This is a genomic window from Candidatus Uabimicrobium helgolandensis (assembly GCF_041508025.1).
Classification (GTDB): domain Bacteria; phylum Planctomycetota; class Uabimicrobiia; order Uabimicrobiales; family Uabimicrobiaceae; genus Uabimicrobium; species Uabimicrobium helgolandensis.
Genome location: NZ_CP165719.1, coordinates 986,197 through 1,005,376, shown reverse-complemented (window position 1 = coordinate 1,005,376; position 19,180 = coordinate 986,197). Strand labels below are relative to the sequence as shown.

The following is a 19,180-nucleotide window of genomic DNA, read 5'->3' as shown; positions in this document are numbered from 1 at the left end:
AAAAGTAGTTACCCGTTGAATACAGGCTTTTATTTCCTAGTGCGGCGCTACGAGGACACAACTGTAGCTGTGTAATTCAGGAGCAACAAAACTAGAAATTAAAAGAACAAAATGCCAATGGATAAATACTTTTGGTGAGTCACTTATTACTAAAACACGCTTTATATAAAATTAAAGTGTGTCTCTCTTTATATTCCCGTTACTTGGTGCTTTTAAATAAATTGAAGCACAATTACGATACATTTCAAAATACCTAGTATTGTTTAAATACAACAAGACATACTTATTTTTTTCCTTGTCGCTGTGCAAAACGAAGTAGTTTGGGAATAAAGTGAATAATCATGCCTAAAACAACAAGTAGACACGAAAAATAAGGCCACTCTTCTGCTGGGTTCTTCATTACAGCCAGTGTGGAGTAGTACTTTACAGTGTTACCCATCTGATCTTGCTCTTGATTGAAAGAACTTTGGTAAAATGTATACCCTCGATGTCTTAGTGGACGATTCATGCTAATGAGTATTTCGCGCTCTGTTTGCTCGCCAGTATGATTTTTTTCTTTTAGTGTTACTTTACTTTCATAGTGCTTTGGTGTTTGTGTCCCTGGATATAATTCTCGAGTAAACTTTAGCAGTTTCAGCGAAAAAGGAACAGGATATTTACGCCTTTGAATATGGATACTATATCGTTTCTCTTGGTAGTTAAAAACTACAGGTACACTTTGATATAGATAATAACGCCCGATTAATTTTTTTCCACTGTAAACAGAAGTATAAAGACCAACAGTATTCATTTCTGCTTCTAATGCTGGTTGGAGTTTTCGCAAAACATACTCTTGATTAGTAAAAAGATTATCTGTATTGCGAATTGCGTCACAGTTTTGAAAAAAGTGCGTTACTTGCAAGTGGATGTTTTTAGAAGGAGCAAGTAAATTTGAATTTTTGTATAAATAGTTGTTCGCGAAGGATTTTGTTTCTTCACCTTGCTCGGAGAATTCGGTTATTGTAATTTCATTGTCAGTATAACTGACAAAATATCCCCTTTGTTCTTTTTCCGCAAATGTCATATGTCCATGTACAGAATATGCATATGTTAAATAAGAACCAATAAGTAAAAGTAATAAACCAATATGGCATACAATAATTCCAAATGTTCGTAAACGCCAACGAAATTTAAATACAAAGGCAAGAATTAAGTTGACAAATAAAACGGCGAGAATTGTATAACCTCCTGGAAGAGGAAGAAAAAAAACGTAGCCGTTAGCTTTGAATAATTTTATTGTAAAGTAAATAGATTCGAAATAAATTTTTTGCGATTGGTATAAACCAATAAATTTTTGATCTATCGTTCCAATTATGGTAATTACCATTAAAAAAAGTAAAGAAATAACCGTTAGTCCATGTGATGAAAGAAAATCTATACTCTTTGGAAGCTGTTTATTTTTCACTTTAGTTATCCTTTAACTTCAAATGTTCAGAAGTAAATTGTGTTAGATCTTGCGAAGACATGTTGACAATACAAAACGCTTTAAAACCTAAATATCAATGCGTCCTATATTTATAAAATACGCATGTGCAACAGAGAATATAATGGAGTAAGTTTGGTTTTGCAAGACTTTTTATTCTAATATGTAAGACTTTAATGATTGTATAAATCGTAACTTAAAAGATTTGTTACCATTGTGACTTATACAAGTTTTAAATCATTCCTAAAGCTGTTCTCAACAACATGCTCAATTCAACATCTTTCATTCTAAATTGAGTGTTTATTCAAAGTTGTTGTTGGTTGGAGTATAAATAGAACTTTGATCCTAGTAGCAATTGCGTTTTAAGAAACGCAAAAACGGCTGTGGTCAGAGTAACAATCAAGCTCTCGGTTGGTAATAAAATAATTATTCATTGTAAAATACAATAAAAGTATGCTTTTTTCTAATTGATAACATGTCCAGCACATACAAACGTATTTTAAAATAATCACTATTAAAAACTCATAAATTTTAAATTTTTTTTTTTTAGAAGGATAGGTAAAACATAAATATATTTATCATTTCTTCGCCGCTAAAATTAGTTACAAACATACCTGTTTATAGTTGTATTCGCAAATTTTTACAGAACTATTTGCAAAAAATATGCGAAATTACAACATTAACTTAATGTTATAAACAAAAAAATACTTGACATCTTTTATACTATAACGTATCTTCATCTAGTGAATTCGGTTTATGTTTAATGATAATAAATCTAAAGAACTATTTGCGTTTTTTTATCGGCATTGTCAAGTGTTTTATTTAAATTCCGATATGTAATCATGTTATCATCATTTTACATCTCTATACATTACATATAAACCGGATATACTTAAACACATCAAACAGATTTCTGCATCGCTACAGACGTAGTTTATACATATGACTATGCCTTTCTTGAGTTATGCCCAGGAAGGAGGAAGGAATTATATCATTTAGATATAGTTCTCCTAATCTATGAGAGAAAATAAAATATTGAAAAAAATCTGGATGCTCGGGATTTGCCTTCTCGTCAGTTCAGCTCTTGTGGGATGTTATTCTGAGACAGCTTTAACAGAAGACTCAGTTCCTACACCAACACCTTTGCAAGAAAAGCTTACAGGTGTTGATCCTCACACTGCTGTATATGACACTGATCAATATCCTAGTGCAGCCAAATGTGCTCCTTGCCACGAACAAATTTATGATGAGTGGCGATCTTCTAACCACGCATACGCAGCTATTTCACCAATGTTTCACAAGTTTGAGCAAAAACTTCACAGTTTAGCTCCAACAAAAGGTGCTTTCTGCGTACGTTGTCATATGAGCGTTGGAACCACCTTAGGTGAGCCTCGCGATATGCCACTGTGGAAACGTTCTCAAGTTTCGCGTGAAGGTGTAACATGTATTACATGCCACCGCGTTACAGAGCAATATACCCGTGGTTTTAATGGTATGCGTCGACTTGTTCCTGGTGATATTCATAAACCTATCTACGGTACTCGTACTGGAGAAGGTGTTGAACATGTTGTAAAAAACAAAACCCAGTTCAAAGTGGCTACCAATGATAAAGAAACTGGACCTGCAATCCACCTTAAAGGTATCAAATTCGAGCAACTTAACAAATCAGAGTACTGTGCTTCTTGTCACCAAGTAGCAATTTACGCTGGTATTAAGTTAGAGGTTGTATACGAACAATACCTAAGTTCTCCGGCACGTAAAAAAGGCATCACTTGCCAAGAGTGTCACATGGGTAGAGTCCCTGGAGAGCCAAAAGGTTTTGCTAAAGGACCAGTTGCTGTAGTAAATGGCGTTCCTATTGAACCAGATGGAATCCATGCAAACCATGCGTTCTATGGACCAGGTTATCCTATTACTCACCCAGGTGTCTTTCCTCACCATAAAGAAGGGGAAAGATTCGACATGCAAACTTGGTTAAAGTTTGATTATCGTGCTGGTTGGGGAACAGAAGAATTTGAAGAGAAGCTTGAAAATGGCGAGCTAAAAAATATCGAATTTCCTGCAGAATGGCAAGAAGTTGACGATCGTTTTGATGCACGCGACATTGTTACTGACAACCTTGCAGAACTTGAAAAGAAAAGAGAACTTCGTCTTCAAGTTATGGAAAATGGAAGTCGTATCGATGGACCATTCTTCGAATCAAAACCTAAAGCTGGACAGTCTTTTAATTTCAGTTATAAAATCACCAACATTGACTTAGGTCACAACTTACCTTCGGGTTCTCTTGGTGCACAACCAGAATTGTGGTTTAACGTTGCGTTGATTGACCCTGATGGTGTAAACGTTTGGGAAACTGGATACATGGATAGTGTTGGAGACATGTGTGATCTTCACTCTGCAGACGTGCGTAATGGAACAATTAAGCACGATGAGCAACTATTTAACCTGCAAAGTAAGTTCTTAACAACAAATGTCAAAGGTACTGATCGCGAAATGTATTTACCAGTTAACTTAGACGCAGACCAAAGACCAATTATTAGACCAAATAACTTTTTGAACTCGCTAATGAACCACCCACCATTCGTAAGAATGGAAGGTCGTAGTTTACCTCCTTTGGGTTACCGTTACGCAGAGTACAAAGTTCCAGCTGAATTAATGAAGAAAAAAGGAACTTATCGTTTGGCTTCTCGTATGCGTAGCCGCGCGGAACCTATATACTTCATGAAGTTCTGTGATGCAACTCCAGAAATGGAACAAGCAATGAACGAATGGATGCTCGACATTCATCCTTACTCAGTTGAATTTGAAGTTGAGTAAGTAAAAGTAAACATCTGCGATTTTTTCGTAGATGTTTATTCATGTTATTTTCTAAGGGGTGTGGGCAAAATAAAATGTCTCAATTATACTAGAAATTTTGTATTTTATTCAGACATTATAGATCTAACATAACCACAGTTTTGTTAATTTATAATAACAATGTTATAATGCAAAAAAGCAAGTAGTGGGATAATTTATTTTGCCCACATCCCTAACATAAAAATCGCGTTCAATTTTATACAAGCTGCTAATAACTGAATAGGAATAGTAATGTTGGGTAACAAAAAAATAATATATCTCTTACTTGGAGTTTTATCACTAATTATAGTGTCTTCTCCATTATTTGCCGACGGCGGAGAGATTGATCCCTATCGTCCCAAAGACGCAACAAAAGTAAAACACAGTAACAAAGCTTTCCGACCAGATCCAACTTATGAAGACAAACCTTATAGCGCGGATAAACAACTTTTTATATATGGGGGAAAGACTCCTTTCAGAGAGCCTCGTCCTCTACTAGAACTTAACCGTCCTTTGTATCCATATGGATCTTTTCCTAAAACTGGTGTATGGGATGGAGAAGGTTGGCCAACACTTGATCAAGCAATGTCATATATTTGGGGTGCAAAAAACCCTAGTATGTTTCACGTTCTTGTTTTTGGTGATTTTAAAACTGCAATCGCTTACAATACCAACGGAGATAATGAACAAGGTGTAATTGCCTGGCAGTTGAACTTGAATATTGATATTCAACTTACTTCTACTGAGCGTATACACATTTTCATGCAACCTCTACAACAAGGTGGCGATTTTACACGTTTTGATTTTGGTGGTGAAAATCACGCTTTTGAAGAACGAATAGACTTCAATGTTGAAAACTTGTTTTTTGAAGGTGACCTTGGTGTTATGCTTCAAGGTTGGACAGGTAATGAAACAGGCTTTAGTATGCCAATTGGTATTGGTCTAATCAACCTTTTATTCCACAATGGTGTATGGTTTAACGAAGCATTTACTGGAGCAGCACTCACAATACCAGCTCTTAACGTCCCAGCACTTGATATCTCGAACATGGATATTACCTTTTTTGCTGGCTTTGATCGTATTGATACATTTGCAATCGCTGCTGATGAAGATGCTGATATTTTTGGTGTAAACATTTTTATTGAAGCCTGGAAAGGTTACTGGGAGATTGGTTACGGTTATACTCGTGATAGTAGCGAAAATGGTATTAATAATACTGGAAATTTTGCAGACTACCACAACGTAATTGTATCATTCTCAAAGCGTTACGCTGGTATTCTTTCTAACAGTATACGTGTTATCTGGAACTTTGGTCAAGACGAAGATACTGACACAGCTGATGGAGTTCTAATTCTTATCGAGAACTCAATTATTTCACCTCTTCCTTCTACGCTTGTACCTTACTTCAACTTATTTGCTGGTTTTGACAGAGCTCAATCCTTAGCTAATAACAATGGAAACCTATTTCAAACTGGTATCAACTTTGAAACAGATGGCTTAACAGGTTTTCCTAAACTAGATGATACAGGTCAAGATACATATGGCTTTGCTTTAGGTATTGAATATTTATTTGCACTTGATAAGCAACTTGTTTTCGAATTTGCAACTGTGCAAGAATTAGAAGGTGCAGATCGAGCAGCAGTAGGCGGAATACAATTTGAAGGTGAACAATACGCTTTCCAAATGCGTTTTCAACTTCCTGTAAACTGGGGAACAACATGGAATGCAACTATTTTTAGAGTAGATGCTATGTATGCTATTTTACCAGAACAAGAAGACCTTCACGGTATTCGTTTGGAAATTCGCCAAAAATTCTAATGTTGCTTTAATGTGATGTTTGTTAGTAGGGGAGTATAAATTTAAATTTATACTCCCCTTACTTTATATTTTTAAAGATTATAAAAAATTTCTATTGACTTTTGTTATATGCAAATCTACAATGCTACATCTGATGACATTCACAAAAAATATATGTTGTTAGCGTTAGAAGAAGCAAAAACAGCATTAAAAAAAGATGAAGTGCCTGTTGGAGCCGTAGTTGTAAAAGACGGTGAGGTTATTGGTCGCGGTCATAACCAAAGAGAGACCCTACAATCTCCAACAGCTCATGCTGAAATCTTAGCTGTTAATGATGCTGCGCAGTATTTAGGAGCGTGGCGACTGAATGGTTGCTCTGTTTATGTAACAATGGAACCATGTGCAATGTGCGCAGGAGCTTTAGTGCTCAGTCGTATATCCACAGTTGTTTTTTCCCTTCGAGATTCTAAAGGAGGGGCTTGCGGAACTGTGTTTAACGTGACAAACGAACCCAAATTAAACCATGCTATTGAAGTGGTCGCTGGAGTTTGTTACGATGAATCATTATCTTTGATTCAAAATTTCTTTCGTGAAAAACGCAAGAAAAATAAATAATGTGGGAGGTGTCGCCTAGCGGCCTATGGCGCACGCTTGGAAAGCGTGTTAACGGGAAACTGTTTCGAGGGTTCAAATCCCTCCTCCTCCGTAATTAAAATTTTGTCGTGCTAAATGGGAAAGTAGCGGTGTCCTGTACCCTAAATCCGCTATATAGGGGTTGATGCCTTTACGAGGTTTTCAAGTGTTTATAGGACCTTTAGTGGTAAGTGGTGCTTGAAGTATCTGGCGCCTAGAAATCTTATACCTCCGAACCTGGTCAGAGGGTGAAACCAGCAGCCATAGTGAGGTCCCTAAGGTGTTCTAGGAATTCCAGATATTAATTAACTGCCAATAAAACTTATAAACCGGAAATCAAGTAAAGGTGCACGACTCTCTCACTCAACCTTCCTCGGAATCTCCACATGGATTATCTTGCATTTTCAAGAAAATATCGCCCGCAGAATTTTGATGAAGTTATTGGGCAACAGCATATAGCAACAACACTCAAAAATGCTATAGTGAATAACCGTGTCCATCATGCTTATCTATTTTGTGGTTCCCGCGGCGTTGGCAAAACTTCCACAGCGCGTATTTTTGCTAAAGCTCTTAATTGCCCTGAAACACAGGATGGTATTTCTTGTAATAAATGTGTTGTATGTCAAAGAGTTGCCATTGGTGAGGATATGGATGTATTAGAAGTTGATGGTGCATCTAATCGTGGTATAGAAGAAATTCGCAATATAAAAAATGATGTAAAGTATTTACCATCACAAGGAAAATACAAAATTTTTATTATTGACGAAGTTCATATGTTAACCCAAGCTGCTTTTAATGCGCTACTCAAAACTCTTGAAGAACCACCTTCTCACGTAAAGTTTATTTTCGCAACAACTCAGGTTTACTCTATTCCAGATACAATACTTTCTCGTTGCCAACGATTTGATTTTCGACAAATTAAAATCGAGGATGCTGTAGAACTTTTAAAAACGGTGGCAAAAAAAGAAAATATTGAGATTAGTAAAGAAGCCTTGTTGCAAATTGCGCAAATAGCAAAAGGAGCTCTTCGCAATTCAGTTGTTTTACTAGATCAAATATACTCGTACAGTGGTAATAAAATAGATATCAAAGATCTAGAAAAAGTATTGGGTAACGATAGTGACTATATATTTACAGCACTCCAAGCTCTAGCAGACAAAAATGCAGTTAAGTTACTTGAGGTGGTAGAGTTGTTTAGTGAAGAAGGCGGAGATTTTTCAAATTTTATAGATCAATTAGCACAACAGTTACGAGATTTACTCGTTTTTTCGGTGTCTGGCGAAAAGTTTATTAGCGGAACTGATTTTTACATAGAACAATTAAAAAAATTACACGGGTGTTTTGATCAAAATTACATTTTTCAAGCGATACAACACATAGTAACTTGTAAAGTTCATTTTCAAAGAGGTCTTTTGGGGCGTATTTTACTTGAAACGCTATTACTTAAAATCATGAACATCGAATCGTTATTACCATTAGATGAAATGATTAATTGTCTTAATAATTTGGAAAAAAAAAATAAAATTTTTACATCGCAATCAGCTCAAAATCCATTAGCTCGAAATACACAAACACAGCAATCATTGCCACCAAATCCACTCCCTCCAAAGGGTAACTTAAAAGGAAAAAATAGCCCTTTAGATTTTTTTCAACAACCACGAAATCAAAAAAAAAATGATATAGCGATTTCGGCACAAACATTTTCTCCAACAAAAACGTCCAATGTAACAAAGCAACCGAATATAACTACAACAAAAACACAAGAACCAAAAGAAGCTTTTCTTGATATACTAAGACAAAACATTGGGCGCATGGCAAATATTCTGCGCGACGACGCAAAAATAACTAAGGAAAACAACACTTTAATTATCAAGATGGATATAAGCCATAAAATTACAATAGATATGCTGAAAAATAAAAAAAATAATCCTATTGTAATTCAAGCCGCTAAAAAAGCTTACGGAGGAAATACCCAAGTAAAGCTGGAGTACGAAGGAGAGAATCAACCGCGTAAGAACCAAGAAAAGCAAAAAGCTATTGCCGAAAACGATCCAATCGTGTCTTTATGTCTGGAACTTTTTTCTGCAAGAGTAATAAAAGTAGAAGCGATTAGAAAATAGTAAGGAAAGTGAATGTTTGGTAATATGTTCGAACAAATGCAAAAAGCTCAGCAAGATATGGCTAAAATTCAAAATGAATTAAAAAATAAAACAGTAGAGGCTAGTGTTGGAGGTGGTAAAGTGATCGCCACAGCTAACGGATGTCAACAAATAGTTAAAATTCATATTGATCCTGAACTTTTAAGTTCTGGAGAAGATGCGGACTTTCTAGAAGATATGACTGTTGCCGCAGTAAACCAAGCACTTGAAAAATCAAAAGCACTTTTACAAACGGAAATGAGTCAGCTAACAGGCGGACTAGATTTTAACAATATTATGAAAATGTTCCAAAAGTAATGGAAAAATGACATGAAAAACCTTTTTTTAGTTTTGCTACTCACAGTGCTTGTTTTCGCTCAAAACGATGCGCACACTGTTTACAATTTAAAGGTTGAAGAGCCTTTATCTAATAATTTAACAAAAGTAATTATTAATAAGCTAAAAGCTGTAGATAAAGAACATGCAAAAGTAATTATTTTGGAAATCAATTCGTCTGGAGGAAAAGTAGAAGCAGCTAACTCTATTTGCCGCGAACTAGATTTTCTTGCAGAAAACGGCGTCCCTACTTATGCATACGTAACACAAGCACAGGGTGCTTCTGCCTTATTAGCTGTTGCATGTGAAAAAATATATATGCAACCAGGTGCAACTCTCGGGAATGTAGTTCTAAAGACTACTTTTGGAAGTATCGATAAGGAAGCTATCAAGGTTGCAAAAGAATACTTTGGTGAGTGTGCAAAATTACACATGTACCCTGTTGCACTCATGCAAGCTATGGTAGATCCAAGTATGGAAGTGCGTCAAATCAGCTACCGAGCACAACCGTTGTTCAAAACAACTGAAGAGTTAAACGAAATGCGCAGCGATCCTTCAAAACCCAATAAAGAAATTCACGACAAAGGGGTTATTGTAAAGAGGGGAGCCGTGGCTATTTTCACTGCAACAGAGTGTAAAAAATATGGTATCTGCCGCGAAGTATACGAGACAAAAACAAAACTACTTGCTGCGCTAAACTTGACAGAGTACAATGTAGAAAAAGTATCTAATGTTAGCTCTGATACTTTAACGCAAATTTTAACTCATAAATGGATGCGTATTTTATTTTTAACTCTTGGTTTCCTTGGTATTCTCATAGAATTTTTATCTCCTGGTATTGGTGTCCCTATTTTAGGGGGAATGGCCTTTTTGTTCTTGTTCTTTATTGGCGGAACATATGCAGGGTTAGTAGAATCTTGGGAGATTGTATTGTTCGTTCTAGGTCTTGGCTTCATTGGGCTTGAAGTTTTTGCTATGCCAGGAATGATTGTTATTGGAGTTGCTGGAGCTGTTATGTGCTTCTGTGGAGTACTTTTTTCTATGCAAAGTTTCGTGTATCCTTCTACCGAGCGCGAAATGAGTTTGTTTATGGGAAATGTAATGGCAATTACGATGAGTATTGGTGCAAATATAGGAATGTTCTTTTCTATATCAAATCTATTTCCTAAGAAAAAACCCCTTGGACCTCTTTCTTTAGAAACAGGACAAATATCTAAAGCACACAACGAAAATCTTGCAAAAAACCAAGAGCTTGTTGGAAAAACAGGTAAAGTAATTGCGACATTAAGACCTTCTGGTAGAGTAGAAATTGACGAAGAGTTTTATGATGTTGTTACTCAGGGAGGCATGATTAGTGCTGGTGAAACTGTGTCTGTTTTGTTTGTAGAAGGAAATCGTATCATTGTTGAAAAAACTGAAGCGGTTTCCGAAGCTAGCGAAAATACAGAAGAAAAAGCAGAGAATACAGAAAAAACAGAGGAATCGTGAAATGCAATTTGAAATCATATGCCTTATCTACATAGCCGGGCTCGTTATTTTATTTACTGAAGTTTTTGTTCCTGGCGGAATTGTAGGTGTCATAGGTAGTATTATTATTGTAAGTAGTATTTATTTCGCTTTTACAGATCTTGATAGTCCAATTTATGGATTTTCTCTGATCATTGTGTCTATTATTGTTATACCAATGATTATATCCTGGGGGCTCAAACGGGCTGTTCTCGACGATCAACAATCGGTAGAGGCTGGTTACATTTCATCGCAAGATGGTATCGAAGAGCTTCTCCACAAAGAAGGTGTTACTAACAGCATGTTACGTCCTTCAGGTATCGCAATTATCGAAAAGAAACGTTATGATGTAATGTCTGAAGGTAGTGTTGTTGAAAAAGATACTCCTGTAAAAGTTGTAAAAGTAGAAGCAAATCAAATTTTTGTGCGGCCTATCAAGGCGAAATAACAAAAATATTTTAAGGAATATTTAAGTGGGGTCGGAGATGCAATATTCTGTTTCATAGGTAGTATCATTATTGTCAGCAGTATTTATTTCGCTTTTACAGAACTTGATAGTCCGATCTATGGATTTTCTCTAATAGTTGCGTCTATTATTGTTATCCCAGTGATTATATCCTGGGGGCTTAAGCGGACTGTTCTCGACGATCAACAATCGGTAGAAACTGGTTATATTTCGTCGCAGGATAGTATCGAAGAACTTCTCCACAAACAAGGTGTGACAGACAGCGTGCTACGTCCTTCAGGTTTCGCAATTATTGAAAAAAAGCGCTACGATGTGATGTCTGAAGGTAGTGTTGTTGAAAAAAATACCCCTGTAAAAGTTGTAAAAGTAGAAGCAAACCAGATCTTTGTGCGCCCTATCAAGGCGAAATAACAAAAATATTTTTAAGGAATATTTAAATGGGATCGGAAATACAATATTTTGTGTGGCCAGCTATTGGTCTACTTGGTCTTGCCTTTTTTATTATATTATTTAAGTTTGGCTTCTTGTGGATCCAAGCTTTTGCATCAGGCGCAAGAGTTTCCTGGATTTCTCTTATTGGGATGTGGTTTCGAAAGATAAATCCTAATGTAATTATCGAAAGCCGTATTATGGTAGTAAAAGCAGGCTTAAATGTCGCTGCGAAGGATTTAGAATCGCACTACCTAGCAGGCGGGAATGTACCAAATGTGATAAGAGCCCTTATTGCTGCAAATAAAGCAAATATCCCTCTTATATTTTCAAAAGCAGCTGCGATAGATCTTGCTGGACGCGATGTACTTGACGCGGTGCAAACATCTGTAAACCCAAAAGTAATTGATTGCCCTGAAAAAACAGCGAAGAAAAAAACAGTTGATGCTGTAGCTAAAGATGGTATTCAATTAAAGGCAAGAGCAAGAGTTACTGTAAGAGCAAATCTTGACCGACTTGTTGGGGGAGCTACAGAAGAAACAATTATAGCTCGCGTAGGTGAAGGTATCGTAACTACTATCGGTTCCGTTGAGCAGTACACAAAAGTACTTGAAAATCCTGATATGATTTCCAAAAAAGTATTGGAAAAAGGCTTGGATTCTGGTACTGCTTTTGACATTCTGTCTATCGATATCGCGGACGTAGATGTAGGCGACAACATTGGTGCAAAACTTCAGGCTGATCAAGCCGAAGCGGATAAGCGTGTTGCACAAGCAAAAGCTGAAAAAAGACGTGCAATGGCTGTGGCGCATGAACAAGAAAAAATTGCACAAATCCAAGAAAACCAAGCGAAAGTTATTATGGCAGAAGCTGAAATTCCCGAAGCAATCGCCGACGCATTTCGTCAAGGCAAGGTTGGACTTATGGACTACTACAAACTACGTAATGTTATGGCTGACTCTAGTATGCGTAATGCTTTAGCTGGCGAATCTAACAGTGGTTTCAAAATATAGTAATCCTTTCATAGAAGGACCAACTCATGGATGATTTTTTAACTTTTCTGATAGTCTTGATTTTTTTTATCGGTCCAGCTTTACGTAAGCTTTTTGAAGGGCAACAGCAAGGTAAACGTGCTGCTCCTAGAAAAAATCGCTCTCGAGATGAAGTGAAAAGATATTTAGAGAGAATGCGTGCTCTACAAGAACGTCAAGGTATTATAAGCGAAGAAGCTGCTCTATACGAAGAACCAAAGTTAGAGTCTGCACAAAGCGATAATCGTTTTTCCTCTATCAGTGGAAAAGACGAAAACCGCTTTGCCTCTATATCGGAACAACAACAAAGTAATAACTTTGACAGAGTATCTCAAGCAGTAGAACACGATGTAACACAACATGTTAATGAGCACATCACGACTTTACAATCTTCAATGCACCAAGTAACTAGCACAAAAACATCTAGCCCTGATAAGAAGATCGGAATAGATGAGCTTATTCTACAAAATAAACAGTTAAACGATTTGCAGCGAGCATTTGTTTTATCGGAAATTTTTGGCAAACCCAAATCGTTGAGGGATGTCCAGGATATTTGAGTGAGGAATTATGATGATACACTTTTTACTAAAAGCTAATGACGAAATACTCGTTACAATAGGTTTTGTCGTGGCTGCGGTTGTTATTTTAGTATTGGCCCTGATTCTACTAAATTTTGGAATGCTGTGGATTCAAGCAGCTTCTTCTGGTGCTCCGGTATCCATACGTAGTTTAGTGGGAATGTGGTTAAGAAAAGTTAACCCTAAGGTCATGGTAGATGCACGAATTATGTCGGTGCAATCGGAACTAGAAGAGATAAGCATAAAAGACCTAGAGACACACTATCTTGCCCGAGGAAATGTGCCAAACGTGATACGTGCTCTTATTGCTGCAAACAGAGCAAACATACCACTATCGTTTCCAAAAGCAGCGGCAATTGATCTTGCCGGACGCGATGTACTTGAAGCTGTACAAACATCCGTAAACCCAAAAGTGATTGATTGTCCAAGTGAAGACGGACGCACAACCATTGCTGCGGTAGCAAAAGATGGAATTCAGTTAAAAGCAAAAGCGCGTGTAACCGTAAGAGCAAACATTGATCGTTTAGTTGGTGGGGCAAAAGAAGAAACGATTATTGCTCGTGTAGGTGAAGGAATTGTTTCTGCTATTGGTTCTGCAGAGACACACAAAAAAGTACTTGAAAATCCTGATATGATTTCTCAATATGTACTTGGAAAAGGTCTCGACTCTGGAACTGCTTTCGAAATACTTTCTATCGATATCGCAGACGTAGATGTTGGAGACAACATCGGTGCACAGCTCCAAGCGGACCAAGCTGAAGCTGATAAACGTGTAGCACAAGCAAAAGCAGAAGAAAAAAGAGCTATGGCGATTGCACAAGAACAAGAAATGAAGGCAAAAGTAAAAGAAAATCGCGCACTTGTTGTTCTTGCACAAGCTGAAGTTCCAAAAGCAATAGCTGAAGCATTCCGCAAAGGTAACATTTACACTGTAAAACCTGAGTAGTTGTATAAAATTTTGCTAAAAGGCTAGTTCTAGCCTTTTAGCATGTTTGCTAGTAGAAAGTTAGTAAATTTAACGAGTGATTTAGATAAATCAAATCGCTTGCGTTTCGTATTAGAAACTTTCGATCAGAATACTTTGAGGAAATTTGCTGTAGAAGACAAAGATTCCTCAGTGCGTTTAGCCGCAGCGAAAAAATAACAGATCAAGGTCTAATCAACAAAATTGTTATTGAACATAAAACAATATTGTGCGTTTTGGAATAATAAAAAAAGTTTGCGACTAAGAAGTTCTTCAAAAAGCAGTTCTTTTTGATAAAGATAAAAAAGTTCGCACAAAAGCCGCCGAAAAAATTTGCAACGCCAAAATTTAGAGCGAATATCCTCGCATGGCAAAGATTGATCTGTAAGACATGTACGGCAAGTAGCGCTAAAAAAACTAGAACACCACTTAAAATCAAAAATTTTCGCGACATTTTCTTCATTACAAATAATCCTTCCTTGTAGTAATCTTAGTTATAATTGCGACCTAAAAATAACAAGAAAAAGTGAAAGCGAGAACAAAAGGACAACTTTTAACTCAAATCCATAAGAGGTAACAGCATGAATTTTCTTTGGAAAAAAAGAAGTGATCTGACTAAAAGTAGTTTCAATCCTTTTACGGGTAACCTTTTGAATAAGCTCAGTAGCTCCGGAAAAAGCCTTTTAGAATTTTTCTTTCTCTGAGGTAAGATAGAGACATTAAGAGCTTCAGAAACAATATATTCGAAAGAGTAATCAATGCTGTTGTCATAATTTCTGAATTAGTCATTTTAACTTGAGGATCTTCTACAATCTTGAGTGCTTGTTTTATCTCATCACATATACAGAAAACAATTATAATTTCTTTTTCCATGACTTTCTCCTTCTTGTTTTTCCTACTTTAAGAGAAGAGTCGTTATAACAGTATAAAAAAACGATGTGTGCAATTCGATTTTTGAGGTTCGTGGTCGTGGATCGATATTCCATGTGCGAAAATTAAACTATTAACTTTGAAAGCATACAAATTATTCTATAGAGTAGTTTTTTGATTTTCTCTTTTTCTTTTGAATCTATTATTTGGGCTATCTTAGCAACATCGAATACTGCACTACATTCATTTGCTGATGCTCTTGCTATAGAAAAAAACCTTGCTTTCTCTTTTTTGCTAAATTTGGCATTGCCTTCTGCTATATTAAGAGGGACTCAAGGCGATGCTCTTTTTAGCTGATCCTTTAAATAGCTGTAACCTGATGGCATTTTCTCCATCACATTAAATGTTTCTTTTGTATATTCTAGTGATACTTGATATACATCTAATTTTTCATGATTAAAATTCATTGCATTACCCTTACTTCGTGCCATGTGCCACGACTGCGTCTCACGAGATTCGAACCGCGCACATCGAATTTGTAAGAGTAATTATACCAGACTATACGACAACTTTTATAGGTCGCAACTTGTAGTAATCTTAGTTATAATTGGAATCACACAACATTCTTTTCTATTTACAACAGATCTTATAATCCTTTTATAAACACCAAAATCTCATTACTGTTCTTGACAGTAAAATGCAATTCTCTTATTATACATCGCGAAATACAACCTCTAAAGTTGAGCGTGTCATCATTTTTTTTACCACATGACACATCCTATCAATGATAAATTTCAATATTGGAATGAGAAAATGTCTACACAAATCACAAAAGAGCAATATCAGCTATTCACAATAGTTGCTGATACAAATAAAATAAGTATCAAGCAACTTTGTGAGAAAACAAATGTGGAACAGCCTATGGTTATGGGGACAATGACCTTCGCGCAAAGTGAAGGCTGGGTGGAAATAGAAGAATTTAAAAGACAAGAACTTCTACCAACATCTGAAGCCCAAGAATTAGTAGAAAAAGGATTAGCAGAAAGAAAATTTCTAACTGTTCTTCAACAAAATAATAACAGTTTAACAATGCAAGATGTAGCAAAACACGCAAAACAAAATAATCTCTCTATGGGTGACATTATGAAATGGGGAATGTTGCGTGGGTGGTTTAAAAAAAATGCTCAAAGTCTTGACTTAACAGAGGAAGGTAGCAAAGCAATATCAGAAGATGCCCATGATGAAAAAGCACTTAAAATTGCTATCGTCAAAGGTAGTGTTTTTCTTGATGAACTAGATGGAATTGACTCGGGCTATGTAGAAAAACTATTACGTCGTCGTGGAGAGTTAGCAAAACTAAAAGAACGTACTGTGCGTTATATAACAATGACTGAAGCTGGTAAAGCAGCATTGCCTAGTTTAAAAGTAGAAGAAGAGCAAGTAAACTTATTGACGCCAGAAGACATTGCAAGTGGCCGCTTTCGAGAAATAAAACTTCGCCCATATGATATTACCGAAAAAGCAGATATAAAGGTTCCTGTCAAGTGTCACCCACTTCAAAAGATTATTCAAGAGACCAGGCGTACATTTCTAGAAATGGGTTTTCTTGAGACAGTTTCACCGCATTTAGATACAGGATTGTGGGATTTTGACGCTCTATTTCAACCACAAGATCATCCATCACGCGATATGCAAGACACATTCTACATGAAAAAACCGCAATTTGGTGACTTACCCAATAAAGAATTAGTTGAACGCATTAGCAAAACACATGAAGATGGTGGAGAAACGGGCTCAAGCGGTTGGGGTTACAAGTGGGATAGTGAAGAAGCAAAACGCATGGTCCTTCGTACTCACACAACTGCTTCCTCTATTCGCTATTTATCAGAAAACCCGAACCCCCCAAGCAAAGTTTTTTGTGTAGGGCGCGTATTTCGTAATGAAACCATTAGTTTTAAGCACTTACCAGAATTTCATCAAGTAGACGGAATTGTAGCAGATAAAAATGCTTCTCTTTGCTCTCTTTTAGGTACATTGCAAGCATTTTATCGTAAAATGGGATTCGAGAAAGTTAAGTTCAAACCTTCTTTTTTCCCATATACTGAACCATCAGCAGAAGTATTTGTGTGGATGGAACAAAAGAGTTGCTGGATTGAATTAGGTGGCTCAGGAATTTTCCGGCCAGAAGTGACCGTTCCTTTGGGATGTAATGTTCCAGTAATGGCTTGGGGCCTAGGTCTAGAGAGATTGGCAATGTTACGTTACGGTATATCTGATATTCGTACTCTTTACGGATCAGATTTGGATTGGTTACAGGAGGCTAAGTTGTGCCAGTAATAGGGATATCAGTAAAACAATTATCAGACTTGTTAGGGCAACCAATCACATCAGAAAATTTATCCGATACACTAGAGTATTTGGGATGTGATGTAGATGGCATGGGTAAAACAATTATTTATCAATGCCCTAAATGTAGTTTATTTATAGAAAAACAAGAGCACGAAGAAGCGCCAAAACGCTGTACACAATGCGACTACGAAGAGGAAAAGCCGTTTAATTCCGTTGACGAAGAAGAGACTATTCGTTTAGATCTCTTACCGGCAAGACCAGATCTATTTGATGCTGGCGGACTTGCTCGCACGCTCAAAGGTTATTTGGGGATAGAAAAAGGGCTAGCAGAATTTTCTCTTGCTCCCGCGCAACTAGAAGTTTTTGTCTCAGAAGAATTGCAAAAGCCAGACAACTATCGTCCACACATAGCCTGCGCCATAGTACATATGCCTGAAATCGATTCAAAGCTACTGCGTACAATAATGAAACTTCAAGAAAACTTACACTGGGGCATTGGCCGTGATCGCAAGTTAGCTTCTATTGGAATTTATGATTTAGACACGATCAGTGGACCTATTACTTATAAAGCTGTTGCGCCTGAAGAATTATCATTTTGTCCTTTGGGAAATGCCAATGAAAAAATGACTCCAAAGCAAATATTAACAGAACACACTAAGGGCAAAGCTTATGCTCATTTACTAGAAAAAAGTACAAAATATCCGTTGTTAATAGATAGTAAAGATCAAGTGCTTTCACTTCCTCCTATCATCAATAGCGAAGAAACAAGAGTGAAAGAGGGTAGTAAAAATTTATTCATCGATGTAACTGGGCTAACAAAAACTGATGTCCACAAAAGTTTGAACACTTTAGTGAGCTCTTTGGTGGAACTAGGTGGTAGTGTTGAACTAGTAAAAATGGTAAATGGCGACAAAAAAACCATAACTCCAGATTTAGCTTTACGCAGAATCAAAATCAACGCCGAACGGGCGCGTAAATGGTTAGGCATCAACTTTACCATTCCACAGTTCAAAGAGCTTCTCGAAAAAATGCGTTTTCGTGTAGATGGTCGTTTTCCCAACTATGAAATCTACTATCCAGCATTCCGCACTGATATAAAACACGAAGTAGACATCTTTGAAGACCTAGGTATCGCTTATGGCTACCATAACATTAAGCCAAAAATGGTAGAAACAATGACCGTTGCCCAGGCAAGACCAGAAGAACTTCTAAGCGAAACGGCAAGACAAGTAATGGTAGGGCTAGATTGTAATGAAATCATGTCCTTGATGCTAACAACAGAAGCAAACCACTTTACCAAGTTACAACTAACACCAGGCGATGATCACGCAGTGATTCAAAACCCAAAACTAGTAGAGCACAATATAGTTCGCTGCCATTTAATGACTGGCATTTTAGAAAGCTTTGCAAAAAATAAACGTAAACCAATGCCACAAAAGTTTTTTGAATTAGGTAACGTTGTCCACGTTGGCAATGATAACCATGACACTAAAAGTTGGGAAGAAAGACGTTTGTGTTTTGCAATTACAGGGCCAAAGGCTAGTTATGCCGAGATTCGTTCTTATGTTGACGGGATACTAGCAGAGCTAGGGTGGGAAGGCAGCTATAAAGTAAGTACTCATCCAAGTTTTATTGAAGGTCGTTGCGCAGAAGTCGAGACAAAAAATGGAAATATTGTTCTTGGAGAAATACATCCGCAGGTTATTGTTAATTTTGGGTTAACAAACCCAATTGCCTTGGCTGAGATTCCGCTAGCAGTGCTTTTTAAGTAAATCTGGAACCGGGC

17 protein-coding genes, 1 tRNA gene and 1 other RNA gene are annotated in these 19,180 nt (G+C 36.8%); 15 read left to right on the top strand and 4 right to left on the bottom strand.

Annotated features, from left to right (window positions below; genetic code table 11):
* Positions 1-283 precede the first annotated feature (283 nt).
* Complete coding sequence (locus UABHE_RS03715; RefSeq protein ID WP_372368878.1) at positions 284-1,444, bottom strand: cytochrome c biogenesis protein ResB; 1,161 nt, start codon at positions 1,442-1,444, stop codon at positions 284-286.
* A gap of 1,053 nt (positions 1,445-2,497) precedes the next feature.
* Here UABHE_RS03715 and UABHE_RS03710 point away from each other — a divergent pair.
* The 13 genes from UABHE_RS03710 to floA (UABHE_RS03650) all read left to right on the top strand — a co-directional run bounded on the left by UABHE_RS03710 (position 2,498) and on the right by floA (UABHE_RS03650) (position 14,157).
* Complete coding sequence (locus tag UABHE_RS03710) at positions 2,498-4,279, top strand: multiheme c-type cytochrome (RefSeq protein WP_372368877.1); 1,782 nt, start codon at positions 2,498-2,500, stop codon at positions 4,277-4,279.
* A 270-nt stretch (positions 4,280-4,549) separates the two neighbouring features.
* Positions 4,550-6,115 carry a hypothetical protein gene (locus UABHE_RS03705; protein ID WP_372368876.1) on the top strand — a complete coding sequence of 522 codons (1,566 nt, stop codon included), beginning with the start codon at positions 4,550-4,552 and terminating at the stop codon, positions 6,113-6,115.
* A gap of 108 nt (positions 6,116-6,223) precedes the next feature.
* Positions 6,224-6,709 (top strand): tRNA adenosine(34) deaminase TadA, encoded by a 486-nt coding sequence (gene tadA / locus UABHE_RS03700; protein ID WP_372368875.1) that lies wholly within the window; start codon positions 6,224-6,226, stop codon positions 6,707-6,709.
* Between the two features lie 4 nt (positions 6,710-6,713).
* Positions 6,714-6,800, top strand: a tRNA-Ser gene (locus UABHE_RS03695).
* 14 nt (positions 6,801-6,814) lie between these two features.
* Positions 6,815-7,081, top strand: an RNA gene (ffs, locus tag UABHE_RS03690) — signal recognition particle sRNA large type.
* Between the two features lie 32 nt (positions 7,082-7,113).
* Complete coding sequence (gene dnaX, locus UABHE_RS03685) at positions 7,114-8,847, top strand: DNA polymerase III subunit gamma/tau (RefSeq protein WP_372368873.1); 1,734 nt, start codon at positions 7,114-7,116, stop codon at positions 8,845-8,847.
* 12 nt (positions 8,848-8,859) lie between these two features.
* Complete coding sequence (locus UABHE_RS03680) at positions 8,860-9,183, top strand: YbaB/EbfC family nucleoid-associated protein (RefSeq protein ID WP_372368872.1); 324 nt, start codon at positions 8,860-8,862, stop codon at positions 9,181-9,183.
* A gap of 12 nt (positions 9,184-9,195) precedes the next feature.
* On the top strand, positions 9,196-10,689 hold the full coding sequence (locus tag UABHE_RS03675) for a nodulation protein NfeD (RefSeq protein WP_372368871.1): 1,494 nt from the start codon (positions 9,196-9,198) through the stop codon (positions 10,687-10,689).
* 1 nt (position 10,690) lies between these two features.
* The gene (locus UABHE_RS03670; RefSeq protein ID WP_372368869.1) at positions 10,691-11,155 is read left to right on the top strand and encodes an NfeD family protein; all 465 of its coding nucleotides are present in this window, start codon (positions 10,691-10,693) and stop codon (positions 11,153-11,155) included.
* A 42-nt stretch (positions 11,156-11,197) separates the two neighbouring features.
* On the top strand, positions 11,198-11,584 hold the full coding sequence (locus UABHE_RS03665; protein ID WP_372371564.1) for an NfeD family protein: 387 nt from the start codon (positions 11,198-11,200) through the stop codon (positions 11,582-11,584).
* Positions 11,585-11,610: 26 nt separating this feature from the next.
* On the top strand, positions 11,611-12,615 hold the full coding sequence (floA, locus tag UABHE_RS03660) for a flotillin-like protein FloA (RefSeq protein ID WP_372368868.1): 1,005 nt from the start codon (positions 11,611-11,613) through the stop codon (positions 12,613-12,615).
* A 26-nt stretch (positions 12,616-12,641) separates the two neighbouring features.
* Entirely contained in the window at positions 12,642-13,190 is a 549-nt protein-coding gene (locus tag UABHE_RS03655; RefSeq protein ID WP_372368867.1) for a hypothetical protein, read from the top strand.
* Positions 13,191-13,200: 10 nt separating this feature from the next.
* Entirely contained in the window at positions 13,201-14,157 is a 957-nt protein-coding gene (gene floA, locus UABHE_RS03650) for a flotillin-like protein FloA (RefSeq protein ID WP_372368865.1), read from the top strand.
* Between the two features lie 678 nt (positions 14,158-14,835).
* On the opposite strand, the gene UABHE_RS03645 is transcribed toward floA (UABHE_RS03650), so the two are convergent.
* From UABHE_RS03645 to UABHE_RS03635, 3 genes are all read right to left on the bottom strand, one after another.
* Positions 14,836-15,048 (bottom strand): hypothetical protein, encoded by a 213-nt coding sequence (locus tag UABHE_RS03645; RefSeq protein ID WP_372368864.1) that lies wholly within the window; start codon positions 15,046-15,048, stop codon positions 14,836-14,838.
* 122 nt (positions 15,049-15,170) lie between these two features.
* A complete protein-coding gene (locus tag UABHE_RS03640; RefSeq protein WP_372371558.1) occupies positions 15,171-15,365 on the bottom strand; it encodes a four helix bundle protein in 195 nt (64 codons plus the stop codon).
* A gap of 12 nt (positions 15,366-15,377) precedes the next feature.
* Entirely contained in the window at positions 15,378-15,512 is a 135-nt protein-coding gene (locus UABHE_RS03635; protein WP_372364459.1) for a hypothetical protein, read from the bottom strand.
* Positions 15,513-15,858: 346 nt separating this feature from the next.
* Here UABHE_RS03635 and UABHE_RS03630 point away from each other — a divergent pair, with 346 nt between their 5' ends.
* Both UABHE_RS03630 and pheT read left to right on the top strand, forming a co-directional pair.
* A complete protein-coding gene (locus UABHE_RS03630) occupies positions 15,859-17,382 on the top strand; it encodes a phenylalanine--tRNA ligase subunit alpha (RefSeq protein WP_372368863.1) in 1,524 nt (507 codons plus the stop codon).
* The gene (pheT, locus tag UABHE_RS03625) at positions 17,373-19,166 is read left to right on the top strand and encodes a phenylalanine--tRNA ligase subunit beta (RefSeq protein ID WP_372368862.1); all 1,794 of its coding nucleotides are present in this window, start codon (positions 17,373-17,375) and stop codon (positions 19,164-19,166) included. Before UABHE_RS03630 ends, pheT begins: the two co-directional genes overlap by 10 nt.
* Positions 19,167-19,180: the final 14 nt, after the last annotated feature.

Excerpts from the sequence above, each read along its gene's own strand:
- UABHE_RS03645 (WP_372368864.1), bottom strand. The coding sequence starts at position 15,048 with ATGGAAAAAGAAATTATAATTGTTTTCTGTATATGTGATGAGATAAAA.
- floA (WP_372368865.1), top strand. The coding sequence starts at position 13,201 with ATGATGATACACTTTTTACTAAAAGCTAATGACGAAATACTCGTTACA.
- UABHE_RS03630 (WP_372368863.1), top strand. The coding sequence starts at position 15,859 with ATGTCTACACAAATCACAAAAGAGCAATATCAGCTATTCACAATAGTT.
- dnaX (WP_372368873.1), top strand. The coding sequence starts at position 7,114 with ATGGATTATCTTGCATTTTCAAGAAAATATCGCCCGCAGAATTTTGAT.
- UABHE_RS03680 (WP_372368872.1), top strand. The coding sequence starts at position 8,860 with ATGTTTGGTAATATGTTCGAACAAATGCAAAAAGCTCAGCAAGATATG.
- UABHE_RS03705 (WP_372368876.1), top strand. The coding sequence starts at position 4,550 with ATGTTGGGTAACAAAAAAATAATATATCTCTTACTTGGAGTTTTATCA.
- UABHE_RS03670 (WP_372368869.1), top strand. The coding sequence starts at position 10,691 with ATGCAATTTGAAATCATATGCCTTATCTACATAGCCGGGCTCGTTATT.
- UABHE_RS03635 (WP_372364459.1), bottom strand. The coding sequence starts at position 15,512 with ATGAATTTTAATCATGAAAAATTAGATGTATATCAAGTATCACTAGAA.
- tadA (WP_372368875.1), top strand. The coding sequence starts at position 6,224 with ATGCAAATCTACAATGCTACATCTGATGACATTCACAAAAAATATATG.
- UABHE_RS03675 (WP_372368871.1), top strand. The coding sequence starts at position 9,196 with ATGAAAAACCTTTTTTTAGTTTTGCTACTCACAGTGCTTGTTTTCGCT.
- floA (WP_372368868.1), top strand. The coding sequence starts at position 11,611 with ATGGGATCGGAAATACAATATTTTGTGTGGCCAGCTATTGGTCTACTT.
- UABHE_RS03655 (WP_372368867.1), top strand. The coding sequence starts at position 12,642 with ATGGATGATTTTTTAACTTTTCTGATAGTCTTGATTTTTTTTATCGGT.